Genomic DNA, 21,492 nt, shown 5'->3' on the forward strand with positions numbered 1-21,492 from the left:
AATTGGACATGAACCTACCGACACGGTGGCTGCATGACGGCGCGCGTACTGGTCGTCGACGACTTCGAGCCGAACGTGAAACTGCTCGAAGCCAAGCTTCGCGCCGAGTATTTCGACGTGATCGGCGCCTATTCGGGCGAGGAGGCGATCCAGAAGGCGCGAGCGGATCAGCCTGACATCATTCTGCTCGACGTCATGATGCCGGGAATGGACGGGTTCGAGGCCTGCCGGCTTCTCAAGAAAGATCCAGAAACGGCGCATATTCCAGTTGTAATGGTTACGGCGCTCGATCAGCAGGCGGATCGGGTCGCGGGGCTTGAGGCGGGCGCAGATGATTTTCTGACCAAGCCGGTCGAGGATGTCGCGCTGTTCGCTCGCGTGCGCAGCCTGTCCCGGCTTAAAATGATGACCGACGAGCTCAGGATGCGCTATGCGACGAGCAAGGGACTCGGCGTCGTGCCGGATATCGATCTCGACTCGATGGCGACGACCGACGAAAAGGGACGCATATTTCTCATCGACGACCAGCCGGATCAGGCTGAACGTTTACGGGGCATGCTCGCCGACGATTACGTGCTTTCGACCGAAGCCGAACCGACGGTGGCGCTAAGCCGGGCGCGTTTGGGCGAATTCGACCTCGTGATGGTGAACATGTCGATCGAAGCCGCCGATCCGCTGCGCCTGTGCTCCTCGATCCGGTCTTTCGAGGAGACGCGCCTGACGCCGCTTCTGGCGATCGTGCGCCAGGGGGAGACGCGCAAGCTCGTGCGCGCGCTGGAGCTAGGCGTCAATGACTACCTGACGCGGCCCATCGACCAGAACGAGCTTATCGCTCGCGTTTCGACCCAGGTCCGGCGCAAACGCTACATCGAGCATCTGCGCTCGTCCTTCCAGGCGAGCCTGGAAATGGCGGTCACGGATCAACTGACGGGCCTGTACAACCGGCGTTACCTCGCAAGCCATCTGTCTGCGATGTTCGATCGCGCTTACTGGACGGGCCGCCCTCTGTCGGTGATGGTGCTCGACATCGATCACTTCAAGGGCATCAACGACACTTACGGCCACGACGCCGGCGACCGCGTGCTGCAACATTTCGCCGAGCGCATCCGTCAGTCGGTGCGCAGCATGGATCTGGCCTGCCGTTACGGCGGGGAAGAGTTTCTCATCGCCATGCCGGATACGGACAAACACGCCGCTAGCCTCGTCGCCGAGCGCATCCGTGAGGATGTCGCGGCGCAGCGGGTGATCCTGAACGGGGGGCGGGACGAGATCGGCGTCACCGTTTCGATCGGCATAGCCTCGACCGAGGACGGGCTTAAGGAAGACTCCGCCCAGAAGCTCATCAAGCGCGCGGACGAGGCGCTCTATCAGGCGAAGACCGGCGGCCGAAACCGCGTGATGGCGAGCGCGGCCTGAGACTTGGCGCGGCGGCGGGACATGCAAAGGGTCGCCCGCGGGCGACCCTGAAAAACCGTAAAGAAAAAGACCGTGACGGGCAGGGCGAGGCCCCGATCCTACTTGATCTTGCCTTCCTTGAACTCGACATGCTTGCGCGCGATGGGATCGTACTTCTTGAGCACGAGCTTTTCCGTCATCGTACGGGTGTTCTTCTTCGTGACGTAGAAATAGCCGGTGCCGGCCGTCGAGTTCAGCCGGATCTTGATCGTGGTTGGCTTGGCCATGCTCGTGGCTCCTGGCGGGGCCGCTGCAGACAGGATCCTGCGGGCGGCGATTGAAAAGAGGGGCGGAAAATAGCCGCACGCGCCGGCGTGTCAAGGTGCGCCGACGCGTCAGGGCCCAAGGCGCGGCCGCGTCGGCGCGAGCAGCATCAGCAGGAGCGCGAAAGCGCCGGCGAGCGCGGCCGGCAGGGCGTCTGGTCCGGCGAGATCCATGATCGCGCCGCCGAGGGCAGGCCCCGCTAGCGCGCCGGCGTTATAGGCGAGGGCGATGCCCGAATTGGCCGCAGCAAGCTCCTTTCCCGCGAAGCGCCCGCCCACATAAGCGAGAACGCAGGTGGCCACGCCGACGATGGCCCCGCCCCAGACGAACAGCAATGGATAGAGCGCAAGCTCGTTGCGGACCGCCGCCGGCAGAAGAGCCGCGCCGGCGAGCCCCGCCGCCGCGCAGGCCGCAAGAACAATCCGCGGCGAGTAGCGGTCCGCCGCCAGGCCCAGAAGATACTGAAATGCAACCGGTCCGAGCGAGTAGGCGAGGACGATCCGGCCGGCGGCGACCTCGCCCAGCCCGATGCGCAGGCCATAGACCGGCGCAAGACTCAACAGCGCCGCCTCTCCCAGCGAAAAGACGGCCATCGCCAGAAAGATAATCGGCGCTCGACGCGTGACGACGGCCACGGAAACCGTCTTCTCGCGCGGACTGAAGGCGGGCGGGCGCGCCGTCAGAATCGGCGGCGCTGCGAGGACGAGAAAGGCTGCGCCTGCGATGAAGGGCGAAGCGCCGTCATAGCCGGTCAGCTCCAGCGCGAGCGGTCCGGCCGCAAAGCCGCCGGCGAGCGCGGTGGCGTAAAGGCCCACCACCGCGCCGCGCCGCTCGGGGCTGACTGCGAGATTGATCCAGATCTCGCTGGCGACGAAAAACGCGGTGCTGCCGGCGCCGATCAGAAGGCGGGCGACATGCCAGAGATAGAGCCGCTCGCCGCTCAAAAAGGCTGCGGCGTAGCCGGCGAAGATCACTGCGAAGGCGGCGGCCAGTACGCGCCTGATGCCGTAACGGCCGATCACGGCCGGCAGAAAGGGCGTCAGCGCCAGCCCGGCGAGCGCCGAGAGCGCGACATTGACGCCGATGAAGCTGTTGCTGGCGCCCAGACTGGCCAGCCTCACCGCGAAAAAGGGGAGGCTGTGCCCGAGGCAGGCTGCAAAAACCGACACTCCGACGATCGCGGCGACGAGGCCGCGGCGTCGCTCCGCTGGCGTGAGGTCCAAAGGCGCGCTCATCCGCGCGCACTGTGAATCGCTTCCCCAATCTTGGCCAGTCCTGCCGCCTCGCGCGTCAGGTCCAGTTTTCGGCTTCGTCGCGCGGCTCGGCGAAACCATGCATCCGATTGGCCCATTGCAGGCCGATGAGTCCGCCCTTCACGATCGGCAGAAGCCACAATGTCATGCCCAGGATCAGCGGCGCGGATATGGCGAACTGAAGCGCAAGCGGGGGATCGAAGAGTTGCTTCGCGGCGAGCGCGAGCGGAATCGTCAGATGGCCGACGATCATGATGGTCGCATAGGGCGGCGCGTCATCGGCCCGGTGGCCGGCGAAGTTAAGGCCGCAGACGGCGCAGGCGCCATGGGTGCGCGTATAGCCGGCGAAAAGCGCGCCCCTGCCGCATTCGGGACATTTGCCGGCCAAGCCGCGCCAACCGGCGCGCAGCCATGACCGTTTCGTCCGGTCGCGGCCAAAAACAATCGCCGCTTCGTCGGAGGACATACGCGTCACGCCTCGCCTGATCCGCTATTTGTACTCGACCCTGACGATCTCGTAGGAGCGCGCGCCGCCGGGCGCGGCCACCTCGACGACGTCGCCTTCGGTTTTTCCGATCAGGGCGCGCGCGATAGGCGAAGATATGGAGATCTTGCCTTCTCTCACGTCGGCCTCGTAGTCGCCGACGATCTGCCAGGACTTTTCCTCTTCCGTATCTTCGTCGGCGAGAGTGACGGTCGCGCCGAACTTGACGGCGCTGTCCGCCGAGCCGTTCATCTTCGACACGTCGATCACCTGGGCGCGGCTGTATTTGTCCTCGAGCTCGATGATCTGGCTTTCGATCCAGCCCTGGCGCTCCTTGGCGGCGTGGTACTCGGCGTTCTCGGACAGGTCGCCATGGGCGCGCGCTTCAGCGATAGCCTGAATGACGGCCGGGCGCTCCTCGTTCTTGAGGCGGCGCAATTCCGCCTCCAGGCGCTCGTAGCCGGCTTTCGTCATCGGGACTTTTTCCATTTCCCGCCCTTTCTCAACCAGAAAGCGAAAAAAGACGGCGGCCGCACGTAATACGGGCGGCCGGCCGATCTCATTTACTGCTTATGCAAAATAGGACTGAAGCGGCGCGGCTTCAAGCGCGCCGGCGCGCATCGCCTCGATGGCGCGAACGGTCGAGCGGGCGCCGGTAGCGGTCGTGATGCAGGGAATCTTCTGGGCTAGCGCCGTAGTGCGGATCGAGCGCGAGTCCTTGATCGACTGGGCGCCCTCGGTCGTGTTGAAAACGAGATGCACCTCGCCATTCTTGAGGGCGTCGACGATGTGCGGCCGGCCTTCGAGCACCTTGTTGACGCGGGCGACGTCGAGCCCCTGCGAGCGGAAATAGTCGGCCGTGCCGCCAGTCGCGATAATCCGGAAGCCCATGCCGAGAAGCCGGCGGGCGGCGTCGAGCAGAAGCGGCTTGTCGGAATCCTTGAGCGAGATGAACACGCAGCCTTCGAGCGGAATGCGCGCGCCAATGGCGAGAAGGCTCTTTGCCCGGGCGCGGTCGAAATCGCGATCGACGCCCATCACTTCGCCGGTCGAGCGCATCTCCGGTCCCAATACCGTGTCGACCCCGGGGAAGCGCGCGAACGGAAAGACCACTTCCTTGACGGCCGTATGGGAAAGCCGCGGCGGCGCCGAGAGTCCCAACTCGCGAATCTTCGTGCCGGCCATGACCTTGGCGCCGAACCGCGCGATGGGAACGCCTGTGGCCTTGGCCACGAAAGGCGCAGTGCGCGACGCGCGCGGGTTCACTTCGAGGACGTAAATCTCGCCGTCTTTGATCGCATACTGAACATTGACCAGTCCCACGACGCCGAGCTCGAGCGCAAGACGCCGGGTCTCCTCCTCAAGCTCTCGAATCAGCGCTTCAGGCAAGGTGTAGGGCGGCAGCGAGCAGGCGCTGTCGCCGGAATGCACGCCAGCCTCCTCGATATGCTCCATCACTCCGGCGATGTATACGTCCGTTCCGTCGGCGATGGCGTCGACGTCCACCTCGACCGCGTTCTGAAGATATTGGTCGAGCAGGAGCGGTTCGTCTTCGGTGATCTCGATCTGGGCTGTGGCGAGGTATGTTCTCAGCGATTCCTCGTCGCGTACGATCTCCATCGCCCGCCCGCCCAGCACGTAGGACGGGCGCGTCACCAGCGGATAGCCCACCTCGGCGGCGATGCGCGGGGCGTCGTCGCGCGAGCCGGCGACGGCGTTGTTGGGCTGGCGCAGATCGAGCCGCGCGATGAGCTTCTGGAACCGCTCGCGATCCTCGGCGAGGTCGATCGCGTCGTAGGAAGTGCCGAGAATGGGCACGCCTTCTTCATGCAACGTCTTGGCGAGCTTGAGCGGCGTCTGTCCGCCATATTGCACAATGACGCCGAGGAGTTCGCCCGTCGCGCGCTCCCTGTCAATGATCTCGAGCACGTCCTCGCCGGTCAGCGGCTCGAAATAGAGCCGGTCCGAGGTGTCGTAATCGGTCGAGACGGTTTCTGGATTGCAGTTGACCATGATCGACTCGACGCCAAGCTCGGCGAGCGCAAAAGCCGCATGGCAGCAGCAATAGTCGAACTCGATGCCCTGGCCGATCCGGTTCGGTCCGCCGCCGAGAATTACGACCTTCTTGCGGTCGGAGGGATTGGATTCGCAGGTCGTCGCCCCTTCGACCAGCGGTTCGTAGGCTGAGTACATATACGGGGTCTTCGCGGCGAACTCCGCCGCGCAGGTGTCGATGCGCTTGTAGACCGGGCGAACGCCGAGAGCGCGCCGGTGCGCGCGCATTTCCGCTTCCGTCCCGCCGGCGAGCTCGGCCAGGCGCCTGTCGGAAAAGCCCATGGCCTTGAGCGCGCGCAGTCGCTCGGGGTCCGTCGGAACGCCTTCCGCGGCGACCAAACGCTCGGCGTCGACGATGGCTTGTATCTGCTCCAGAAACCACGGGTCGTATTGGGTGATGAAACGTACCTGTTCGATGGGCAGGCTGTGGCGGAAGGCTTCGGCGGCGACGCGCAGCCGGTCCGGGGTCGGCGCGGCGAGGGCGGCGCGGAAGGCGTTGACGTCGTCGCCTTGGCCGAGGCCGGGAATGGCGATGGGATCGAGGCCGGAAAGGCCGGTCTCAAGCGAGCGCAGGGCTTTTTGCAGCGACTCGGCGAAGGTGCGGCCGATGGCCATCGCCTCGCCTACGGATTTCATCGCGGTCGTAAGCAGCGGTTCGGCGCCGGGAAACTTCTCGAAGGCGAAGCGCGGGATCTTCGTGACCACGTAGTCGATGGTCGGCTCGAAAGAGGCGGGGGTCGCGCCGGTGATGTCGTTGTCAAGTTCGTCGAGCGTGTAGCCGACGGCGAGCTTGGCCGCGACCTTGGCGATCGGAAAACCCGTCGCCTTGGATGCAAGCGCGGAGGAGCGCGACACGCGCGGATTCATCTCGATGACGACCAGCCGGCCGTTTTCCGGATTAATCGCGAACTGAACGTTCGATCCCCCCGTTTCGACGCCGATTTCGCGCATCACCGCGATCGCGGCGTTGCGCATCCGCTGGAACTCCTTGTCAGTGAGGGTGAGCGCCGGCGCCACGGTGATCGAATCGCCGGTATGCACGCCCATCGGATCGATATTCTCGATCGAGCAGACGATGATGCAGTTGTCCGCCTTGTCGCGGACCACCTCCATCTCGAATTCTTTCCAGCCTAGCAGGCTCTCGTCTATCAGCACCTGGCCGACGGGCGAGGCGTCTAGCCCCATGCGCACGATCTGCTCGTATTCCTCGCGGTTGTAGGCGACGCCGCCGCCCGTGCCGCCGAGCGTATAGGCAGGCCGGATGATGGCGGGCAGGCCGATTTCGTCGAGCGCCTTCATGGCTTCGGCGAAGCCTGCGGGGCGGTCATAGCCGACGATTTTGCCGGCGGCGTTGCGGATCGGCGGCGAAGAAGCGATGGCGGCGCGGGGAGAATCGAGGCCGATCCTGTCCATCGCGGCGCGAAAAAGTTCGCGATCCTCGGCTTTTTCGATTACGTCGGCGCGCGCGCCGATCATTTCCACGCCATGAGCGGCGAGAACGCCCGAACGCTCCAGCTCCAGCGCGCAGTTCAAGGCTGTCTGCCCGCCCATGGTCGGCAGCAGCGCGTCGGGTTCTTCGCGGGCGATGATTTTCTCGACGAACTCGGGCGTGATCGGCTCGACATAGGTGGCGTCGGCGAGTTCCGGGTCGGTCATGATCGTCGCCGGGTTGGAATTGACCAGAATGACCCGGTAGCCCTCCGCCTTCAGCGCTTTCACCGCCTGCACGCCGGAATAGTCGAACTCGCAGGCCTGACCGATGATGATCGGCCCCGCGCCGATAATGAGAATGGACGAAATATCGGTGCGTTTGGGCATGGGCGTCTCGCGCGTGTGCGCGCCGAAACGGGCCGGGCGTCCGGTGTCCGCCGCGCGCGGGGTTAGCTGAAATGTCGATTAAAGCGGCTTCATAGGCGAAGCCGGCCGGGGAGGGAAGACGCGCGGGCGAAGAAAAGCGCCCTGCCGCTTCTGCCGGCGCGCCGCGCCGGGTTTTTCAGCCGCTTCATGACAGAAAGGCCGATCCGGGTTACGGTCTGGCGCGACAGAAAGTCAGGGTTTTGTCAGGGAGAAGTCGATGCGCGCCTTGCTGATTCCTTTCGTCTGCGCGGCCGCCGCCGCAGCGCCAGCTTTCGCGAACCCCGCTCCGGAAGTCGAGATCCGCGAATGGAAAGTTCCATGGGAGCAGTCCCGCCCGCGCGACCCCTTCGCCGAGAGCGAGAAATCCGTCTGGTTTGTCGGCCAGCGCGCCGGCTATCTTGCGCGGCTCGACGTCGAGAGCGGCGAGGTGACCAAGGTCGATCTGCCCGACAGGGAGCGTCCGCATAATCTTATCGTCGATGAGAAGGGGATCGTCTGGTACGCCGGCAACGCGACCGGCGTCATCGGCCGCTATGATCCCGCAAACGGCGAGATCGAGACGATCCCGATGCCCGATCCTGCCGCGCGCGATCCGCACACGCTCGTCTTCGATAACGATGGGAATATCTGGTTCACCGTGCAGGGAGGGAATTTCGTCGGCCGGCTCAATATGGAGACCCGCAAGGTCGATCTTGTTCCTTCCAAGACCGAGCGCTCGCGTCCCTATGGGATAAAGATCGCGCCCGACGGCGCCGTGTGGGTCGACCTCTTTGGGACCAACAAGTTGGCGAAGATCGACCCTGAATCCCTCGCCTTGACCGAAATCGAGCTGCCGCGCGCTGAAACGCGCCCGCGCCGTCTTGAAATCACCGCCGACGGGCGCGTGTGGTACGGCGATTACGCCGGCGGCTATCTCGGCGTCTATGATCCGGCGAGCGGCGCGTTCAAGGAATGGCCCCTGCCTTCAGGAGCGACTTCGCGCCCCTATGGCATGGCCTCCGACGCATCGGGCCGTATCTGGATTTTCGAGACCGGCGTGCAGCCCAACATGATGGTCGGATTCGATCCGGAGACGGAGGAATTTTTTAGCGCGACGCCCGTGCCCTCCGGCGGCGGCACGGTGCGCCACGCGCATTATCATCAGCCGAGCGGGACGGTGTGGTTCGGCGCTGATACGAACACCATCGGCCGAGCTGTCGTCGAGCCGAAAGCGGGCGCAGGACGGTGAGCCTGCGCAACCTACCGGCGGGCGCGTTCCTGCTTTTTCTCGCCGTGCCGGCCTGGGCGCTGCCCGACGGCGCGGACTGGAGCCATGACGGCGGGCCCGGCCGGCCGGACTGCTCGGCTTGCCATTTCGACGCTGCCCCGCTGCGCCAGGATGCGCGCCTAACGCTGGATGGATTGCCTGAGCGGATCGAGCCCGGCGCGCGTTACGACCTTGCGCTGACCCTCAGCGCCGAGACGCTGAAAGTCGCCGGCTTCGTGCTGCGGGCGGAGATGAACGGCGCGGAAGCTGGCGCTTTCGAGCCGCTCGGCGAGGGGCTGGAGGCGAAGGGCGGCGCGCTGCGTTCGAACGCGAAGGGCGCGCGGCCGGACGCGCCGGGGCGCGTCGTGTGGCGGTTCCGCTGGACGGCCCCGGAAGAGCTTGCCGGCCCGGTGCGGTTCTATGTGGCCGCCAATGCCGGCAATGACGATCTGTCGCCTTTCGGCGATCAGGTGTTCCTTTCGGTTTTTCAATCCTCAGGCCGCTGATTCGGCGAGACTCGCGCCGAGACGCATATGGGCGAGCGCGTCGAGATCGGCGAAGACCGAGCCGGCGGTAGCCTCGCGCCCGGCGCCCTTGCCGAACAGTACGACGGGCGCGCCGAACTCGCGCTCGATGACGAGGCAGTTCTCTTCCAGCTTCGGCCTGCCCAGCGGCGTGTCCGCCGGCGCCCGCCGCAGCCGCACCTCCAACTCAAGGCCGCCCGCCGTCCGTCGCGCCGTCGCGACCTGCTTGTAGGGCCTGCCGGCGGCGTGCGCGGCGGCGATCTCGGCGGATGACAGCGCGCCCAACGCGTCGCGCGGAATTTCGGCCGGATCGACCGCGACGCCGAAGGCGCGCCTGACGATCAGGGACAGTTTCTCCGCCGCGTCAACGCCGTCGATGTCGGCGGTCGGATCCGCCTCGGCGAAGCCTGCTTCCTGGGCCAGGCGGATCGCATAGGTGAGCCCGAGCCCGGCGCCGATGCGGTCGAGCACGAAATTGGTGGTGCCGTTGAGCACTGCGTCGAGGCGGATGATCGCACCCTCGCGCGCGACCTCCTCCACGGTCTCCAGCATGGGCACGCCGCCGCCGACGGCCGCGGAGAACCGCAATCGCGCGCCGCCCGCCTCGGCCGCCGCGTGCAGCGTCTCGTATCGGCGCGAGACCAGAGACTTGTTGGCGGTGACGACGTCGATGCCGCGCCTGAGGGCGTTGGCGATGATCTCCTCGGCGGGCGAGAGGCCGCCGATGGCCTCGACGAGAATGTCGTGTTCAGGCAGCGCGGCCGGATCGTTCGTCAGCAAACGATGGGGCGCGCCATTGCGGATGTGGCGCTCGGGATCGCGGCAGGCGACGCCAACCACCTGGAAACGCTTTTGATCCGCCAGCAGAAGATCATAGACGCCGCCGCCGACGACGCCGAAACCCAACAGGGCGACCCGCAAGGGCGCGGGCGCGGCGCTCCATTCCTTCGACACATCACTCTCCCAGAAACGCGCTTAACCGGTCGGAGAACTTCTCCGGCTCGCAAAGGAACGCATCATGCCCGACGAGGCTGTCGATGCAGAGATAGTCGCTAGGTCCGCTGACCGCGCGCGCGGTCTCTTGCGTGTCGCGGGCCGGCACGAGCCGGTCGCTGGACACGGCGACGAACAGGCATCGCGCCTTGACGTCGGCCGGATCGACGCAGGCGCGATCGAGCGAATCTGAAAGCGTGAGATACCGCGCCGCCGGCATGGCCTGCGCGTAAGCGCGCCCGCGCGCGATCAGATATTCGCACACGTCGTACGGATCGCCGGGGCGCGCGCCGCGCGGAGCGCAGTCGAAGCGCCGGCGGAGCTCCTCCGCCGAGCGATAGGTCGTCATGGCCAGCTGGCGGGCAAGGGCGACGCCTTCTTCCGGCCGGCCGCATTCAAGGCCGAATGCGATGATGCGCCGCTGGACCCCGCGCAGCGCGGTGGTCATCGGATCAGAGCGCGCCGCCGCCGAAATGACGGCGAGGCGCTCCAGCCGTTCGGGAAACAGGGAGGCGAAGGCGAGTCCGATGAAGCCGCCGTAGGAAGCGCCGACCAAGGCGTGAAGACGCGCGATCCCCAAGCGGTCGAGCGCCAGGGCGAGGGCGCGCGCCTGATCGGCCGGCGTGATCGCGCGCGCGTCGGACTCAGCGCCCGGCAGGAAGTCGAATCCGAGAAGCTGAAACCGGTCGAGGTCGATCGCGCCGCCCGGCCGGGCGACGTCGCGCCACCAGCCCGAGTCATGACCGGCGTCGGCGACACGCTTTCCTGCGGAGATGCCGCCCGCGGCGACGATCGCGGGGGCGGCCTCGGGCCCGTGCAGGCGAATGCGGAGAACTGGATCGTCGAGGCGCTCGCCGCTTTCCAGACGGAAATCCGCGCCAAGCTCGATATCGACGTCGCGCCAGGGAAGCGCGGACACGCGCCAACCGCTCAAAGGCGCAGGTCGGGTGCAGTCGCCCGCTTCGGTTTTCAGGATCGCCAACGCCGTCATGGCTCTTCTCCGCAACGCCAGATCGTTCCGAGCCATTCCGGCCCGGCGCTCATCAGGCAATTCACGGAAGACCCGAGCAGACTGGCGCGACGGCCTCGTCTCTCTCATCTCCCGGAACGCCGCCCGGAGGGGCCGCGCTCCGCAGGAATTGGCACCGTTCCAGACGTTCCGGGTCGCGGGCGTCCAGAGGTTGCCCCGGCTTCAAAGGGCCTGTCCCTCAGCCGGTCTTGATGAGCTGTCGGCAGTTAGCCCCTTCGCGGCCGCGAAGTCAACAGAAAAGCGCGTGCCGGCGCAGGATTTGGCCAAAAATCGCGCATCAGGAGGAAGATGCTGCGCCCGCCGCCGTCACATCCAGCGTTTCGGGCGGATTGACGTCGACATGGAAAATGTCGGCGCGTCCTTGTCAGCTCGGCCATAACCGGTGACGGCGTCGGCGACGAAGGGATTCGTCTGGCGCTCGCGGCCGAATGTGGACATCGGCCCGTGGCCGGGAACGAAACGCATGTCCTCGCCAAGCGGCCACAGCTTTTGCGTGATCGAGTTGATAAGCGTCTGGTGGTCGCCGCGCGGAAAATCCGTGCGGCCGATGGAGCCTGCGAACAGCACGTCGCCGACGAAAGCGAGCTTCGCCTCCTTGTTGACGATGACCACGTGGCCGGGGGTGTGGCCGGGCGCATGCAGGACGTCGAAGGCGATCCCTTCGAGCTCGAGCCGGTCGCCGTCGTCCAGGAAGCGGTCAGGCGTGCAGTCCTCGCCCATGTCGCGGAAGCCGAACTGGGCCCAGTGCTGTTCGATCTGATCGAGCCAGAACGCATCCTCCCGGTGCGGACCGATGATCGATGCCCCCGTCGCGCGTTTGACCGCCTCTGCGCCGCCCGCGTGGTCGAGATGGCCGTGGGTGAGCCAGATCTGCTCGATGCGCGCGTCCATCACTTCGGCGGCCGTCAGAATCCTGTCCGGCTCGCCGCCGGGGTCGATCACGGCGGCCCTCCCAGAAGGCGCGCGCAGGATCGAGCAGTTCTGCTGAAACGGCGTTACGGGGACGATCTCAAAGGAAAAGGGGAGCGCGGCGTCGGTCATGGAGGAAAATGGCGAACGGCTTTCAGATTGCAGGTCTCAGGCTGCCTCAGATATAGGCGCGGCCGCAACCTGCCGCCCGCCTCTAATCCTTCGCCCGTTCCACATATTCCCGGTCGGCGATCCGCACCACGATGCGTTCGCCTTCCGAGAGATAGGGCGGCACCATCACGCGCGCGCCGTTTTCGAGCAGCGCCGGCTTGTATGAACCGGAAGCCGTCTGGCCTTTCACCGTGGGTTCGGTCTCGGCGATGGCCATCGTGACCGTCTCGGGCAGGGAGACGCCGATGGGCCGGCCCTCATGGCTTTCGATCTCCACCGTCATGTTGGGCTGGAGAAAGTCGATCTGGTCGCCCACGAGGGATTTCGGGATATTGATCTGGTCGTAGGTCTCGTCGTCCATGAAGACCAGCGCCTCGCCTTCATCGTAGAGATACTGGTAGCTCTTCTGCTCCAGGCGGACGCGCTCGACCATTTCCGAGGCGGAGAAGCGTTCATTGTACTTCGTGCCGGAGACGATGTCCTGCATCTCGACCTGGTTGAAGGCCCGCAGGTTTCCCGGCGTCCGGTGCTCCGTTTTCACGACCACGCACAGCTTGTCCTTGTAGTTGAGGACCATGCCGGGGCGGATGGCGTTGCCAGCGATTTTCATGCGTTATCCTGTCGTAGGGGAATTTTGCGGGGCTCTATAGCGCCGCCCTTTCGGTTTGGCGAGGGGCGTCATGGGGGCGACGCTAATGTCCTGGCGCGTAGGGGAAGGAAAGCGACTTGTAATAGTCGAGGCTGCGGGCCGGCGGGTCGTATCCTTCCGGAAACGGCAGGCCTGAGACGGCCTGGAAATAGGCCAGGCAGGCGTCGCGCCACCACTTCGCCTCCTTCTCCTGAATGGCGAGAAAGGCGGCGACCTGCGCATGACGCTCCGCGTCGATCAGCTCATCGAGACCGGCCCAGGTCCTGCGCATCGCCGCGACCTTTTCGACTCCGCGCGTGTAGCGGTGAACGAGCTCCTCCCACAGGGTCCGGCCGGACTTCATTTCGAAATCCCATGACACGCGATGAAACCAGAGAAGATATTCTTCCGGCGTAGTTTCAGGCGCGGCGAAGGCCGCCGCCGCTTCCGGCGCGTATTGGGCGAGCGCGTTGCTGCCCGTCTCGGTGCGGTCGAACCCGACGCCTTCCCTATCGGCGCGATGATAGTAGACCGGGTTCCATTCCGGCCGGTCGAGATCGTCGACCCATGGGGCGGGACCGTAATGATGGCCGGTTCCCATCAGATGGTGAAGCCCCAGCGGCGTCATGTAATCCACGGCGGCCTCGTGCGACCCAAGCATCATGTCGACGACCGGCGCGACGAAACGTTCGTCATTGCTGAAGGTCATTCGGACCCACTCTTCTGCGATGGCCTCAGGCGAAAGCAGTGGGTTCCAGGCGAGACGGCCGAAAGCGCGCCAGTTGGCCTGATCGAAATGCGAGCCGGTCCAGTTCCGGTCCGAGCCGATATTGGAGACCCCGGCGATCGCCGTATGCGGATAATCGTGCAGCGAGCCGTCGACGACTTTCGCGACGGTCGAACCGGCGCCGGCTGCATAAGTGTCCGCGTCCAGCGTCTCCTTCCACATCGGCGCGAGATAGACGAGGTGCGTCGCGAAACCGAGATATTCCTTCGTGATCTGCAGCTCCAGCGCGAGCGGCGTGTTCGACATCGCGCCGAACAGGGGATGGAAGGGCTCGCGCGGCTGGAAATCGATGGGGCCGTTCTTCACCTGGACGAGGACGTTGTCGCGGAACGCGCCGTCCAACGGAACGAACTCGTCATAGGCCTGCTTGGCGCGGTCATCCGGGTTCTCCGCCGAGTAAACGAACGCCCGCCACATCACGACGCCGCCATGCGGAGCGAGCGCTTCGGCGAGCATGTTCGCGCCGTCCGCATGGGTGCGCCCGTAATCCTGCGGGCCGGGCTGGCCTTCGGAGTTGGCCTTTACGAGAAAGCCGCCGAAGTCGGGGATGAGCGCATAAATCTCGCTCGCCTTGTCGCGCCACCATGCGCGCACGCGCGGATCGAGCGGATCGGCCGTGTCGAGACCGCCGATCTCGATGGGCGCGGAGAAACGGGCGGTGAGATAGACGCGCACGCCATAGGGGCGGAACACGTCGGCGAGCGCGGCGGTCTTCTCCAGATAAGCCGGCGTCAGGGCGACGGCGTCGGCGTTCACATTGGTCAGAACCGTCCCGTTGATCCCGATCGACGCGTTCGCCCGCGCATAGTCGCGATAGCGCGGGTCGATATAGTCCGGCAGCTTGTGCCAGTCCCAGATCGATTGGCCCGCATAGCCGCGCTCGACGGTCCGGTCGAGATTGTCCCAGTGATTGAGCAGACGCCGTTCGATCCCCGGCCGCTCGACGATGTCGAGCGCGTCAAGCGGCTGGAGCGTTTGCATGAGGCGCAAAAGGTGAAAAGCGCCGTAAAGAACGCCGATCTCCTCATTGGCGGCGATGACGATGGCGCGGCGCCCGTCGATGCGGACGCTTCGGATGACGTAGCCCTCCGCGCCCGCTCGATCCAGCGGAAGGTCGAGCGCGGCGATCTCGGGCGAATCCTTCGGGGTGCCGATGACGATCGCGCCGTCGCCGGCGAGTCGGGTCGAACCGGCCGGCGCGCGCCGCAGCAGTCCTTCGATCCCGCGGGCGAGCTCTTCGCGCGCGATTGCGATGGTTTCGCCTGCTTGCGGACCGGTCACAACCCGCCGGGCCGCTTTGAGATAGCCTCGCGCTTCGGCGGCCGGCAGCGGCTTGTAGCGCAGCCACAGGTCATATCCGTCTTCCGCCGCGACAGGCGGCGCGGCGAGAAAAGACAGGAGCGCAAGCAGAAAGGCGAAGGGGGAACGCGGCAGGCTGGGCATGGCTCTCGAGCGGCTCCGTTGCGCGGCTTCAGGGTTGGCCGAGGCCGCCGTGAAGGTGGCGGACCGCTGTGGACGTGTCAATCGCGCTTACTCCGTAAGCGCCGCTTTTACGGCTTCGAGCTCCGCCGTCGCGTCGGCGCAATATTCGTAAGACCGGCCTGCGCGGGCGTACCAGTAACGGCTGTTGGCTTCGTCGCCTTCGATCTTGTGCAGCACGGCGTGGAGCCAGTATGCGGCCGCATCGTCGCAGCGCTGCACGATCCCGTGCGCGCCGTCCCAGTCGCCGGCGAGGGCGAGGTCGATCGCGCGGAGAAGCTCTTGTCGGATCGCTGTCGCTCCCACGAATCTACAGTCAGGCCGCCTTGAGTCAGGCTGCTTTGGTCAGCCCGTCGACGAATCTTTTGAACACCCCGAAGCTGTCCTGCGGCCCCGGCGAAGCTTCAGGATGATGCTGCACGGAGAAGGCCGGCGCGTCCTTGAGACGGATGCCGCTGTTCGTGCCGTCGAAGAGCGAAACGAAGGTGGGCTCCACATTGTCGGGCAGGCTGTCGGCGTCCACGGTGAAGCCGTGATTCATCGAGACGATCTCGACTTTGCCGGTCTCAAGATCCTTCACCGGATGATTCGCGCCGTGATGGCCCTGCGCCATTTTCTTCGTGCGCGCGCCGGCTGCGAGGGCGAGAAGCTGATGGCCGAGACACACGCCGAACACGGGGGTTTTCGTTTCGATCAGCTTGCGGATCACCGGCAGGGCGTATTCTCCCGTCGCCGCCGGATCGCCCGGTCCGTTGGAGAGAACGACGCCGTCGGGCTTCTTGGCCATGATGTCCTCGAAGCTCGCTGTCGCCGGCGCGACCGTCACCCGCGTGCCGTTCTCGGCGAGGAGGCGCAGGATGTTGCGTTTGACGCCGTAGTCGATCACGACGACATGCGGCCCGGCTCCTTCTGCGCGGCCGTAGCCTTCGCCCCACCGCCAGGCGGTCTCGTCATGGGAATAGGACTGGAGGGTCGTGACCTCGCGGGCGAGATCGCGGCCTTCAAGGCCCGGCCATTCGCGCGCTTTGGCGAGCAGGGCGTCGATGTCGAAATGACCGGTCGGATTATGGGCGATGACCGCATGCGGCATCCCCTTCTCGCGTATGCGCGCGGTCAGCGCCCGGGTGTCGACGCCGCCGATCCCGATGACGCCCCGGCGCTTCATCCAGGCGCCGAGGTCAAGCTGCGCGCGCCAGTTCGACGGGCTCGTCGGGAGGGTGCGGAACACCGCCCCGCGCGCAGCCGTCGCCGCCGCCGGCGAGGCGTTCTCAATGTCCTCGGCGTTCGCCCCGACATTGCCAATATGCGGAAAAGTAAAGGTGATGATCTGGCCGGCATAGGAGGGATCGGTCAGGATCTCCTGATAGCCGGTCATGGCCGTGTTGAAGCAGAGCTCGCCAACGGCCTCGCCGACGGCGCCGACGCCCTGGCCGCGCAGGGTAAGGCCGTCGGCCAGAACCACGACCGCGGTGGGGCGGGGCGTAGGCGCTTGACTTAATCTCATCGGGGCATATCTCTTCCGGGTTCGAAAGCAGGGCTGCGCCGGCCCTGAAAGCGCGAACTGCGAAGGCGCAGGCTGGCGCGCAAATTGCCGGGAAGCTAGGCGAAAGCCCTCGGACGGTCAACAACGGAAACGTTTGTAGTTTTCGAGCAGAATCAATGAGTTACAGGGGCAGCGGCGACTTCGCGCCGATAGGGCGCGCGCTCGCCTGTCCCGATCGGAGAATCGCATGCTGCGAGAGAAAATCGACGCCGCCCTGAAGACGGCGATGAAAGCGCGGGACGAGAAGATCAGGGTTTCGACGTTGCGGCTCATCAACGCCGCAATCAAGGACCGCGACATAGCCGCACGGTCTGAAGACCGCTGCGAGGGCGTCTCGGACGACGAAATTCTCGCCATTCTGACCAAGATGGTGAAGCAGCGCGAGGATTCCGCCGCCGCCTATGAAGAAGGCGGCCGGCCGGATCTCGCCGAGCAGGAGCGGGCCGAGATCGACGTGATCCGCGAGTTCCTGCCGCGCCAGCTTTCCGACGACGAGATCGAGGAGGCGGTCGCCTCTGTGATCGAAGAGCTTGACGCCCATGGCCTCAAGGACATGGGCCGTTGCATGGGCGCGCTCAAAGAGCGCTATCCGGGGGCGATGGATTTCGGCCGCGCCGGGGCGCTGATGAAAAAGGCGCTGGCGTAAGCGGCCCCCGCCCGACGGAAGCATCGGACGCCACAGGGAAAACTTCCGCCGAAAATCGCGTGCGCGCACAAGGCGCGCGCGTTAATTCTGGCTTTCGGTTTCCGGATTCCAAGCCATGCCCCGTTTTACGCCCGATTTCTTGGACGAGCTGAAGGCCCGGTTGCGGCCTTCCGACGTCATCGGGCGCTATGTGAAGCTGAAGAAGCAGGGCCGGGAATGGGCGGGGCTGTCGCCCTTCACGCAGGAAAAAACCCCTTCCTTTTTCGTCAACGACCAGAAAGGCTTTTTCCACTGCTTCTCCTCGGGCAAGCATGGCGACGTCATTTCCTTTCTGATGGAGACGCAGGGCCTCGCCTTTCACGAGGCGGTGGCGCGCCTCGCCGAGGAGGCGGGGCTCGAGCTGCCAGCCGAAGAGCCGGGCGAGGCCGAACGCGCGCGTAAAAGAAAGGGCCTCGCCGAAGCCTGCGCCGCGGCGGCGGATTTCTTCGCCGCCATGCTGCGCCGCGCCGACGGGCGCGCTGCGGCGGAGTATCTCGCTGGTCGCGGCGTCACGCGCGAGCAGATCGACGCGTTTCGTCTGGGCTACGCCCCCGAGGGGCGCGCAGCGCTCAAAGATCATCTCATCAACAAAGGGTATACGGAAGAAATTCTAGCCGAAGCGGGCCTGCTCATAAGGCCGGAAGACGGCGGGCCAAGCTATGATCGGTTCCGCGGCCGCGTGATGTTCCCGATCCTCGGCGTCAATGACGCGGTGGTCGCCTTCGGCGGGCGCGCGCTCGATAAAAACGCGCGGGCGAAATATCTGAACTCGCCGGAAACGCCGCTCTTTCATAAGGGGCATGTCCTTTACAACTTCAACGCCGCCCGGCAGGCGGCCGCAGAAACCGGCGCGCCGCTCATCGTCTGCGAAGGCTATATGGACGTGATCGCGCTATGGGGCGCGGGCTTCCGTCAGGCTGTCGCGCCGCTGGGGACGTCGCTCACCGACCGGCAGCTCGCACTGCTTTGGCGGGTGTCGGACGAGCCGGTCCTGTGTCTCGACGGCGACAGGGCGGGCGTCGCCGCCGCACATCGCGCGATAGACCATGCGCTGCCGCTCCTGAAGCCCGGCAAGTCGTTGTCCTTCGTGTTTCTGCCGAGCGGTCAGGATCCGGACGATCTCGTGCGCGAGGGGGGCGCGGGCGCGTTCGAAAAGGCGCTCGCCGGCGCCGCGCCGATGGCGGACGTGCTGTGGCGGCGCGAGCTTGAGGCGCAGCCGCTCGACAGGCCGGAGCGCCGCGCCGCCCTGAAGGCGCGTCTGCGCGCGCTCGCCCGTTCGATAACCGATCCTGACGTGCGGGCGGCCTATGGCGACGATTTCGCGCGCCGCCTTGACGAACTCTTCGCGCCGCCGCGCGAGGCCGGCTCCGGCGCGCGGCGCGCGGGAGGGGCGGGCTCTTTCGGGCGCGGGCGGTCAGGCGCAATGGCCCGCAAGAGCGGAAGTCGGGCGTGGATTGAGCCGGCGCGCGCGAGCCCGGCCCTCAAACGCCAGGGCGCGCCGTCAAGCTTTTTCCGCGAAGCGACCCTCGTTCTCGCCGCGATCAACCACCCGGCTCTGGTCGAGCGGCGGGAGGGGGATTTTCTGGGTCTTTCCTTCGAAAATCGGGCCCTGAATGACCTTCTGGGCGAGGTTTTATCGGCGATTTTGACTGATCCAGCTCTTGACAGCGCTGGGCTCAAACGTCATCTGCAATCCACCAAGGCGGCGGATATATTGGAGCGCGTCCTTAGCGACGATACGCTCAAGAGGCAGACATTCCTCCGGCCGACGGCTGAGATTGACGAGGTCGAGTGGGGCTGGAACGACGCCCTGCGGTTGCATCTGTTTGCGGTGGAGGCCGAACGGGATCTCGCCCAAACGGCGTCTCAGCTATTTTCACTCGGCGACGACGTCTGGAAGGCGGCGGCGGCTTCGGGCAGTCAGCTCGCCCATGCGGCGGAGGATGAAAACCGCCAGACGGGCGACGCCCAGGAAGAGGCGAAACGGTTCAACGCAGCGCTTGAACGCGCGGGCGCGACGGTTCGAAACAAATCGCGGCGGTAAGGACCGCGGCGGCGTTTTCAAACGGCAGGGATTTCCGGAATGGCGAAAAAGACGGCGACGGCGTCCGATGCGGCCGAAACCACCGAAACGCAGGACAGCCCGATCCTCGATCTAACCGACGCGCAGGTCAAGAAGCTCATCAAGACCGCGAAGGCCCGCGGCTACGTCACTTATGACGAGCTCAATTCGATCTTGCCGTCGGAGGAGTTCTCGACCGACCAGATCGAGGACGTGATGGCCCAGCTTTCCGAAATGGGCATCAACGTCGTCGAGCACGAGGAGGAGGAGGAGGAATCCGCCGAGACCGCGGGCGAAGACTCCGAGGACGCCGAGGAAGGCGCCGGCAAGGCCGTCGTCCGTCGCGAGCGAGCGGGCGAGGTGACGACCAACACCTCCGCCTCCAACGACCGCACCGACGATCCGGTGCGCATGTATCTGCGCGAGATGGGTTCGGTCGAACTTCTGTCTCGCGAGGGCGAGATCGCCATCGCCAAGCGCATCGAGGCCGGCCGCGAGACCATGATCCGCGCGCTGTGCGAATCATCGCTCACCTTCGAGGCGATCACCGTCTGGCGCGACGAACTGAATGAAGGCCGCGTTCTGCTTCGCGACATCATCGATCTTGACGCCACCTATGGCGGCGGACCGGAGTCGCGCCCCGACATGACTCAGCCGGAAGTCGCCGCGCGCGTGCAGCGCGAGGAGGCTGAGCGCGCAGAAAACAGCGAGGATGACGAAGACGAGTTCGACGAAGGGGCGCTGTCGCTGTCGGCCATGGAGGCCGAGCTGCGCGACGGCGTGATGCAGACCTTCGACGAGATCGCCTCGGACTACAAGAAGCTGCGCCGGCTTCAGGACATCATGATCGAGGAGAAGCTGAAGGGCGACAATCTTTCGCCGGCCCAGCTTCGCCGCTTCAAGAAGTTGCAAAAGGATCTGACCGAGCGCGTGCGCTCGGTGCGGCTCAACAATCAGCGCATCGAGGCGCTCGTCGAGCAGCTTTACGACATCAACCGGCGCCTGATGGGACTGGAGGGCAAGCTCGTGCGCCTCGCCGACCAGCACGGCGTGAACCGGCGCGAGTTTCTGAACGAATATCTGGGCGCGGAGCTTGATCCTGACTGGATCGCCCGCATCAAGACGAAAAAAGGCAAGGGCTGGCAGAATTTCGTCAACAAGGCCGGTCCGCAGATCGAGCAAATCCGCGAGGAGATCGGCAAGCTCTCGCAGGAGACGGGCCTCACCATCGCCGATTTCCGGCGCATCGTCTCGACCGTGCAGAAGGGCGAGCGCGAAGCGCGCATCGCCAAGAAGGAGATGGTGGAGGCGAATCTGCGCCTCGTCATCTCCATCGCCAAGAAATACACCAATCGCGGCCTGCAGTTCCTCGACCTCATTCAGGAAGGCAATATCGGCCTGATGAAGGCGGTCGATAAGTTCGAATACCGCCGCGGCTATAAATTCTCGACCTATGCGACATGGTGGATTCGCCAGGCCATCACCCGCTCGATCGCCGATCAGGCGCGCACCATCCGCATTCCGGTGCACATGATCGAGACGATCAACAAGATCGTGCGCACGTCGCGCCAGATGCTGCACGAGATCGGCCGCGAGCCGACGCCGGAGGAGCTCGCCGAGAAGCTCTCCATGCCGCTCGAAAAGGTCCGCAAGGTGATGAAGATCGCCAAGGAGCCGATCTCCCTCGAAACGCCGATCGGCGACGAGGAGGACTCCCATCTCGGCGACTTCATCGAGGACAAGAACACCATTCTGCCCATCGACGCGGCGATCCAGTCGAATCTGCGCGAGACGACGACGCGCGTCCTCGCCTCGCTGACGCCGCGCGAAGAACGCGTTCTCAGAATGCGCTTCGGCATCGGCATGAACACCGACCACACCCTTGAAGAGGTCGGCCAGCAGTTCTCGGTCACGCGCGAGCGTATCCGCCAGATCGAGGCGAAAGCGCTAAGGAAGCTGAAGCATCCCAGCCGCAGCCGGAAGCTCAGGAGCTTTCTGGATAATTGATCGTTTATGGGGCGCAAAAAAGCTGCAGGCTGCAATGCGCCCGATAATCGACCCGCCCGA

18 protein-coding genes and 1 riboswitch are annotated in these 21,492 nt (G+C 65.4%); of the genes, 6 read left to right on the forward strand and 12 right to left on the reverse strand.

The window, feature by feature from the left end; translation table 11 throughout:
- Positions 1 to 33 precede the first annotated feature (33 nt).
- On the forward strand, positions 34 to 1,416 hold the full coding sequence (locus CHB64_RS04890) for a PleD family two-component system response regulator (protein WP_089411512.1): 1,383 nt from the start codon (positions 34 to 36) through the stop codon (positions 1,414 to 1,416).
- Between the two features lie 98 nt (positions 1,417 to 1,514).
- Here CHB64_RS04890 and rpmG read toward each other — a convergent pair whose 3' ends face one another.
- From rpmG to carB, 5 genes are all read right to left on the reverse strand, one after another.
- Positions 1,515 to 1,682: a 50S ribosomal protein L33 gene (gene rpmG, locus CHB64_RS04895; RefSeq protein WP_089411513.1), complete on the reverse strand. Its 168-nt coding sequence runs from the start codon at positions 1,680 to 1,682 to the stop codon at positions 1,515 to 1,517.
- Between the two features lie 108 nt (positions 1,683 to 1,790).
- The gene (locus tag CHB64_RS04900) at positions 1,791 to 2,954 is read right to left on the reverse strand and encodes an MFS transporter (RefSeq protein WP_159462417.1); all 1,164 of its coding nucleotides are present in this window, start codon (positions 2,952 to 2,954) and stop codon (positions 1,791 to 1,793) included.
- A gap of 55 nt (positions 2,955 to 3,009) precedes the next feature.
- Positions 3,010 to 3,438: a DUF983 domain-containing protein gene (locus tag CHB64_RS04905; RefSeq protein WP_089411515.1), complete on the reverse strand. Its 429-nt coding sequence runs from the start codon at positions 3,436 to 3,438 to the stop codon at positions 3,010 to 3,012.
- Between the two features lie 24 nt (positions 3,439 to 3,462).
- On the reverse strand, positions 3,463 to 3,945 hold the full coding sequence (greA, locus tag CHB64_RS04910; RefSeq protein WP_089411516.1) for a transcription elongation factor GreA: 483 nt from the start codon (positions 3,943 to 3,945) through the stop codon (positions 3,463 to 3,465).
- A gap of 81 nt (positions 3,946 to 4,026) precedes the next feature.
- Positions 4,027 to 7,329, reverse strand: coding sequence for a carbamoyl-phosphate synthase large subunit (carB, locus tag CHB64_RS04915; protein WP_089411517.1), 3,303 nt, complete (start codon positions 7,327 to 7,329; stop codon positions 4,027 to 4,029).
- A gap of 256 nt (positions 7,330 to 7,585) precedes the next feature.
- Between carB and CHB64_RS04920 the strand changes: the two genes are divergently transcribed.
- Together CHB64_RS04920 and CHB64_RS04925 are read left to right on the forward strand one after the other, a co-directional pair.
- Complete coding sequence (locus CHB64_RS04920) at positions 7,586 to 8,596, forward strand: Vgb family protein (RefSeq protein ID WP_200815230.1); 1,011 nt, start codon at positions 7,586 to 7,588, stop codon at positions 8,594 to 8,596.
- On the forward strand, positions 8,593 to 9,120 hold the full coding sequence (locus tag CHB64_RS04925) for a choice-of-anchor V domain-containing protein (RefSeq protein WP_089411518.1): 528 nt from the start codon (positions 8,593 to 8,595) through the stop codon (positions 9,118 to 9,120). The genes CHB64_RS04920 and CHB64_RS04925 overlap by 4 nt, the downstream gene beginning before the upstream one ends.
- Here CHB64_RS04925 and CHB64_RS04930 read toward each other — a convergent pair.
- The 7 genes from CHB64_RS04930 to carA form a co-directional block, all read right to left on the reverse strand.
- Positions 9,109 to 10,092, reverse strand: a complete 984-nt coding sequence (locus CHB64_RS04930) for a homoserine dehydrogenase (RefSeq protein ID WP_089411519.1) — start codon at positions 10,090 to 10,092, stop codon at positions 9,109 to 9,111. The genes CHB64_RS04925 and CHB64_RS04930 overlap by 12 nt on opposite strands.
- A gap of 1 nt (position 10,093) precedes the next feature.
- Entirely contained in the window at positions 10,094 to 11,122 is a 1,029-nt protein-coding gene (gene metX / locus CHB64_RS04935) for a homoserine O-succinyltransferase MetX (protein ID WP_089411520.1), read from the reverse strand.
- A 101-nt stretch (positions 11,123 to 11,223) separates the two neighbouring features.
- Positions 11,224 to 11,359: riboswitch (SAM riboswitch) on the reverse strand.
- A gap of 108 nt (positions 11,360 to 11,467) precedes the next feature.
- On the reverse strand, positions 11,468 to 12,202 hold the full coding sequence (locus CHB64_RS04940) for an MBL fold metallo-hydrolase (RefSeq protein ID WP_089411521.1): 735 nt from the start codon (positions 12,200 to 12,202) through the stop codon (positions 11,468 to 11,470).
- Between the two features lie 82 nt (positions 12,203 to 12,284).
- On the reverse strand, positions 12,285 to 12,851 hold the full coding sequence (efp, locus tag CHB64_RS04945) for an elongation factor P (RefSeq protein ID WP_089411522.1): 567 nt from the start codon (positions 12,849 to 12,851) through the stop codon (positions 12,285 to 12,287).
- A gap of 82 nt (positions 12,852 to 12,933) precedes the next feature.
- On the reverse strand, positions 12,934 to 15,099 hold the full coding sequence (locus tag CHB64_RS04950) for an alpha-glucuronidase family glycosyl hydrolase (protein WP_089411523.1): 2,166 nt from the start codon (positions 15,097 to 15,099) through the stop codon (positions 12,934 to 12,936).
- 87 nt (positions 15,100 to 15,186) lie between these two features.
- Positions 15,187 to 15,441, reverse strand: a complete 255-nt coding sequence (locus CHB64_RS04955; RefSeq protein ID WP_200815231.1) for a hypothetical protein — start codon at positions 15,439 to 15,441, stop codon at positions 15,187 to 15,189.
- Positions 15,442 to 15,466: 25 nt separating this feature from the next.
- The gene (gene carA / locus CHB64_RS04960) at positions 15,467 to 16,639 is read right to left on the reverse strand and encodes a glutamine-hydrolyzing carbamoyl-phosphate synthase small subunit (RefSeq protein ID WP_089411524.1); all 1,173 of its coding nucleotides are present in this window, start codon (positions 16,637 to 16,639) and stop codon (positions 15,467 to 15,469) included.
- Positions 16,640 to 16,868: 229 nt separating this feature from the next.
- On the opposite strand from carA, the gene CHB64_RS04965 reads away from it, so the two are divergent.
- The 3 genes from CHB64_RS04965 to rpoD all read left to right on the forward strand — a co-directional run bounded on the left by CHB64_RS04965 (position 16,869) and on the right by rpoD (position 21,432).
- Complete coding sequence (locus tag CHB64_RS04965) at positions 16,869 to 17,324, forward strand: GatB/YqeY domain-containing protein (RefSeq protein WP_375790377.1); 456 nt, start codon at positions 16,869 to 16,871, stop codon at positions 17,322 to 17,324.
- A gap of 115 nt (positions 17,325 to 17,439) precedes the next feature.
- Positions 17,440 to 19,407: a DNA primase gene (gene dnaG / locus CHB64_RS04970; protein WP_089411526.1), complete on the forward strand. Its 1,968-nt coding sequence runs from the start codon at positions 17,440 to 17,442 to the stop codon at positions 19,405 to 19,407.
- Between the two features lie 39 nt (positions 19,408 to 19,446).
- Positions 19,447 to 21,432 carry an RNA polymerase sigma factor RpoD gene (gene rpoD / locus CHB64_RS04975; protein WP_089411527.1) on the forward strand — a complete coding sequence of 662 codons (1,986 nt, stop codon included), beginning with the start codon at positions 19,447 to 19,449 and terminating at the stop codon, positions 21,430 to 21,432.
- Positions 21,433 to 21,492 lie beyond the last annotated feature (60 nt).

The organism is Amphiplicatus metriothermophilus, from assembly GCF_900199215.1.
In the GTDB taxonomy this organism is placed as follows: Bacteria; Pseudomonadota; Alphaproteobacteria; order Caulobacterales; family Parvularculaceae; genus Amphiplicatus; species Amphiplicatus metriothermophilus.

Excerpts from the sequence above, each read along its gene's own strand:
- CHB64_RS04950 (WP_089411523.1), bottom strand. The coding sequence starts at position 15,099 with ATGCCCAGCCTGCCGCGTTCCCCCTTCGCCTTTCTGCTTGCGCTCCTG.
- CHB64_RS04900 (WP_159462417.1), bottom strand. The coding sequence starts at position 2,954 with ATGAGCGCGCCTTTGGACCTCACGCCAGCGGAGCGACGCCGCGGCCTC.
- CHB64_RS04920 (WP_200815230.1), top strand. The coding sequence starts at position 7,586 with ATGCGCGCCTTGCTGATTCCTTTCGTCTGCGCGGCCGCCGCCGCAGCG.
- rpmG (WP_089411513.1), bottom strand. The coding sequence starts at position 1,682 with ATGGCCAAGCCAACCACGATCAAGATCCGGCTGAACTCGACGGCCGGC.
- metX (WP_089411520.1), bottom strand. The coding sequence starts at position 11,122 with ATGACGGCGTTGGCGATCCTGAAAACCGAAGCGGGCGACTGCACCCGA.
- CHB64_RS04940 (WP_089411521.1), bottom strand. The coding sequence starts at position 12,202 with ATGACCGACGCCGCGCTCCCCTTTTCCTTTGAGATCGTCCCCGTAACG.
- efp (WP_089411522.1), bottom strand. The coding sequence starts at position 12,851 with ATGAAAATCGCTGGCAACGCCATCCGCCCCGGCATGGTCCTCAACTAC.
- rpoD (WP_089411527.1), top strand. The coding sequence starts at position 19,447 with ATGGCGAAAAAGACGGCGACGGCGTCCGATGCGGCCGAAACCACCGAA.
- greA (WP_089411516.1), bottom strand. The coding sequence starts at position 3,945 with ATGGAAAAAGTCCCGATGACGAAAGCCGGCTACGAGCGCCTGGAGGCG.
- dnaG (WP_089411526.1), top strand. The coding sequence starts at position 17,440 with ATGCCCCGTTTTACGCCCGATTTCTTGGACGAGCTGAAGGCCCGGTTG.
- carB (WP_089411517.1), bottom strand. The coding sequence starts at position 7,329 with ATGCCCAAACGCACCGATATTTCGTCCATTCTCATTATCGGCGCGGGG.
- CHB64_RS04905 (WP_089411515.1), bottom strand. The coding sequence starts at position 3,438 with ATGTCCTCCGACGAAGCGGCGATTGTTTTTGGCCGCGACCGGACGAAA.
- CHB64_RS04890 (WP_089411512.1), top strand. The coding sequence starts at position 34 with ATGACGGCGCGCGTACTGGTCGTCGACGACTTCGAGCCGAACGTGAAA.
- carA (WP_089411524.1), bottom strand. The coding sequence starts at position 16,639 with ATGAGATTAAGTCAAGCGCCTACGCCCCGCCCCACCGCGGTCGTGGTT.